The organism is bacterium, assembly GCA_030654305.1.
Classification (GTDB): Bacteria; Krumholzibacteriota; Krumholzibacteriia; order LZORAL124-64-63; family LZORAL124-64-63; genus PNOJ01.
Genome location: JAURXS010000388.1, coordinates 1 through 3,627 on the forward strand (window position 1 = coordinate 1; position 3,627 = coordinate 3,627).

At 71.5% G+C, this 3,627-nt stretch carries 4 protein-coding genes; all 4 read right to left on the reverse strand.

The window, feature by feature from the left end; all coding sequences use genetic code 11:
* A partial coding sequence (locus Q7W29_11145) for a carbohydrate ABC transporter permease (GenBank protein MDO9172372.1) occupies positions 1-773 on the reverse strand: 773 nt, incomplete at its 3' end.
* Positions 770-1,678 (reverse strand): sugar ABC transporter permease, encoded by a 909-nt coding sequence (locus tag Q7W29_11150; GenBank protein MDO9172373.1) that lies wholly within the window; start codon positions 1,676-1,678, stop codon positions 770-772. The genes Q7W29_11145 and Q7W29_11150, both read right to left, overlap by 4 nt.
* Positions 1,675-2,946, reverse strand: coding sequence for a sugar ABC transporter substrate-binding protein (locus Q7W29_11155; protein MDO9172374.1), 1,272 nt, complete (start codon positions 2,944-2,946; stop codon positions 1,675-1,677). The genes Q7W29_11150 and Q7W29_11155 overlap by 4 nt, the downstream gene beginning before the upstream one ends.
* Positions 2,943-3,627, reverse strand: a 685-nt coding sequence (locus Q7W29_11160; GenBank protein MDO9172375.1) for a glucoamylase family protein, incomplete at its 5' end; no start/stop codon positions are given. The genes Q7W29_11160 and Q7W29_11155, both read right to left, overlap by 4 nt.

The window sequence follows — 3,627 nt, forward strand, 5'->3', positions numbered from 1 at the left end:
ATCAGGAACACCACCAGCGCCGGCAGGATGGTGAGCATCGACCCGGCCATCATCAGCTCGGTGTCCTGGACGTGCTCGCCGACCAGGCTGGCCAGCGCCACCGGCAACGTCGCCATGTGACCGTCGCTCAGCACGATCAGCGGCCACATGAAGTCGTTCCAGGCGCTCAGGAAGGTGAAGGCCGCCAGCGTCGCCAGGATGGGCCGGATGACCGGCAGCACGATGACCGCGAAGATGCGGAACTCGCCGGCGCCGTCCACGCGGGCGGCGTCGAGCAGGTCGTCGGAGACGCCCAGCGCGTACTGGCGCACCAGGAAGATGCCGAAGATGCTGGCCATGTAGGGGACCAGCACGCCGGCGTAGGTGTTGACCAGGCCCAGCTCGCGCAGCAGCAGGAACAGCGGCAGCATGCCCACCTGCGCGGGCACCACCAGGGCCGACGCCAGCCGCTTGAACAGGCGGTCGCGCCCGGGGAAGGGCAGCTTGGCGAAGGCGTACCCGGCCATGGCGTTGACGAAGACCGACAGGACCGTCGCCAGCACGGTGATCACCGCGCTGTTGAGGAAGGCGCGGGCCATGTCCAGGCGCGTGAACAGGGCGACGAAGTTCTGGAGCGTGGGGTCGTGCGGCAGCAGGTGCGGCGGCAGCGCGTTGGCCTCGCCGGGCTGCATGAAGGCGGCCGCCGCCATCCAGCCCAGCGGCGTCAGGCTGATCAGCGACGTGGCGACCAGCGCCGCGTGCAGCAGCAGCGACCTCGCGCCGGGCCGGCTCATGTCCGCTCCTTCTGCAGGCGGAACTGCAGCAGCGCGCCCGCCAGGGTGATCAGCAGCAGCACCACGGCCGTCGCGGACGCCGTCCCGATGCGCCACCAGCGGAAGCCCTCCTCGTACATGAACAGCACCACGCTGCGCGTGCTGCCCAGAGGGCCGCCCTGGGTCATCACGTAGGGCTCGGCGAAGACCTGGAAGTAGCCGATCATCGTGGTGACGCCGACGAACAGGAAGGTGGGCGCGAGGCCCGGCAGCGTGATGTGGCGGAACCGCTGCCGGCCGTTGGCGCCGTCGATCGACGCCGCCTCGTACAGCTCCGCGGGCACGGCCTGCAGACCGGCCACGAAGATCAGCATGTTGTAGCCGAAGTTCTTCCACACCGCGAGCAGCACGATGGCGGGCATGGCCCAGTGCGGGTCGCCGAGCCAGTCGATCGGGCCGATGCCGACCAGGCCCAGGACGTGGTTCAGCAGGCCGTAGCGCGGGTGGTAGAGGTAGCGCCAGATGATCGCCACCGAGACCAGCGTGGTCACCACCGGCGCGAAGTAGATGGTGCGGAACAGCGGGCGCAGGCGCGTCAGCTTGGCGTCGACCAGCATCGCCGCGCCCAGCGACACGGCCACCGACAGCGGGCCGCCCAGCGCGACGAAGAACAGGGTGTTGCCCAGCGACCGCCAGAAGACGTCGTTCGTGAGCAGGCGCGCGTAGTTCTCCAGGCCGACGAAGCGGGCGTTGCCCGGCGAGCCGATGGCGTAGATGTCGAAGTCGGTCAGCCCGAGCAGCAGCCCGGCGACCACCGGCAGGAAGAAGAAGACCAGCAGCAGCAGCAGCGCCGGCGCCAGGAACCACAGCGCGGCCCGCAGCTGGCGCTTCTCGAGGGGCGACCTGTTCGTGAGCGACGATCTCATGGATGCCGCTCCCTCTGCGCCAGCCAGCGCCTCTTCTCCAGCATGCGCGCCACGTCGCGGTCGAGGGCCTCCAGGGCCTCCTGCGGCGTGGACGCGCCGCGCACCGCCGTCTCCCCGCGCTCGTAGACGCGCGTGGCGATCTGCTCCCACTCCGGCAGCTTGGGCGTCGACACCACGTGATCGAGCTGCGTCCGGAAGGCGCGGGCGCGGGGATCGGCCGCGATGCCCGTCATCTCCCAGGCCGTCTTGTGCGCGGGCAGGTCGCCGGTCAGCTCGTAGAAGCGGGCCTGCTGCTGCGGGCGCGACAGGAACTCCACGAGCTTCCAGGCGGCGTCGGCGTGGGGCGAGTCCTTGAAGATCACCAGGCTCGAGCCGCCGGCCAGCGACACGCCCGGGACGCCGGGCTCGGGGCCGGGCAGCGGCGCCGTCGCCCAAGCGTCCTGCAGCTCGGCGGGCAGCCGGCGCTGGAACTCGCCCAGGTTCCAGGGGCCGGTGATGTACATAGCGAAGGTGCCGCGGGCGAACTCCTGGTAGAGGTTCGCGATCTCGTTGTTGGACACCGGCGGCGCCAGGCCGTCGCGGAACAGGCTCAGGTAGAAGTCGAAGGCGCGGCGGAACTCGGGCTGCGCGAAGGCGCCGTAGCCGCGCTCGACGTCCAGCAGCGGGGAGCCGGCCTGCAGCCCGAGGATCACCGTCGGCGGCCACTCGTTCAGCGGCAGCAGGATCCCGTAGCGGCGCGCGCCGCCGCCGGCGGCGACCACGTCGCGCATGGCGGCGCGCCACTCTTCCCAGTCGGCCGGCGGGTCGGGGTGGCCGGCCGCGGCCAGCAGGTCGCTGCGGTAGAACAGCACGCGCGTGTCCACGTACCAGGGCACGCCGTAGAGCCGGCCCTCGATCACGTTCGTGTCCCAGATGCCCGGGAAGTGGTCGGCCGGGTCGACCGTCGCGCTCGCGGCGATGCGCGCGTCCAGCGGCGCGATCGCGTCCAGCGCGACGAACTCCGACAGCCAGGTGTTGCCGAGCTGGGCGACGTCGGGCGTGGCCTCCCCGACGTGGGCCGTCAGCAGCTTCTCGTGGGCGGCGGTCCAGGGGATCTGCTGGACCTCGACGCGCACGCCGGGATTCTCGCGCTCGAACTCGGGCAGCAGCTCGCGCACGACCTCGCCCTCGCGGCCCATGGCCCAGAAGCGCAGCGTGACGCCGCCGTCGTCGCCGCCGCAGCCGCAACAGAGCGTCAGCAGGACGGCGATGCCGACGACTCGACTCACGAATCGTCCTCCGCCTCGTCGAGCCAGCCGCCGGTGAAGCCGGCCGCCCGCAGGCCGCGCACCACGTGCGGGTTGCGCCGCAGGCAGTCCCAGACCAGGCCGCTGCGGTGGTTCTCGATCATCACCAGCAGCGGTCCCTGGTCGATGCCGAGGTAGTCGATGTCGTACCAGCCGCGGCCCGGCACCACGCGGCCGTGCTGGACGCGCTCCCGCAGGTCGAAGGTGGGGTTCAGCGCGTCGCGGAAGCCGTACGGCCCGAACAGCAGGTCGCCGTGGTCGGCGCGCATCGCCATCAGCGTCGGCAGGACGAGTTCCGGCGCGAAGGGCAGCGACGAGGCGGCGGCCGAGGGGCAGATCGTGCCGTCGTCGTTCGTGCCGGTGAACGAGGCGCCCCGCGCCCAGTAGGTCTCGAAGCTCCGCGTCCGACCGTCGATGACGAACTGCCCATGGACCGGCCCGTCGCAGGCGGTCAGGCCCCAGAGGCGCTCGCCGTAGCCGCGCCAGCCGCCGGGGTTGGCCAGCGCGTAGGCGTGCTGGGCCAGCGTCGCCCGGCGCGAATTCTCGAAGTAGTCGGTGCCGCGCTCCCGCATGTACGCGTCGCTGATCCCGCGCAGGTCGATCCAGCAGTGGGTGTACTGGTGGCCGAAGAGCGGGCCGAAGCCCAGGTGTTCCTGGCCCTGG

Excerpts from the sequence above, each read along its gene's own strand:
- Q7W29_11150 (MDO9172373.1), bottom strand. The coding sequence starts at position 1,678 with ATGAGATCGTCGCTCACGAACAGGTCGCCCCTCGAGAAGCGCCAGCTG.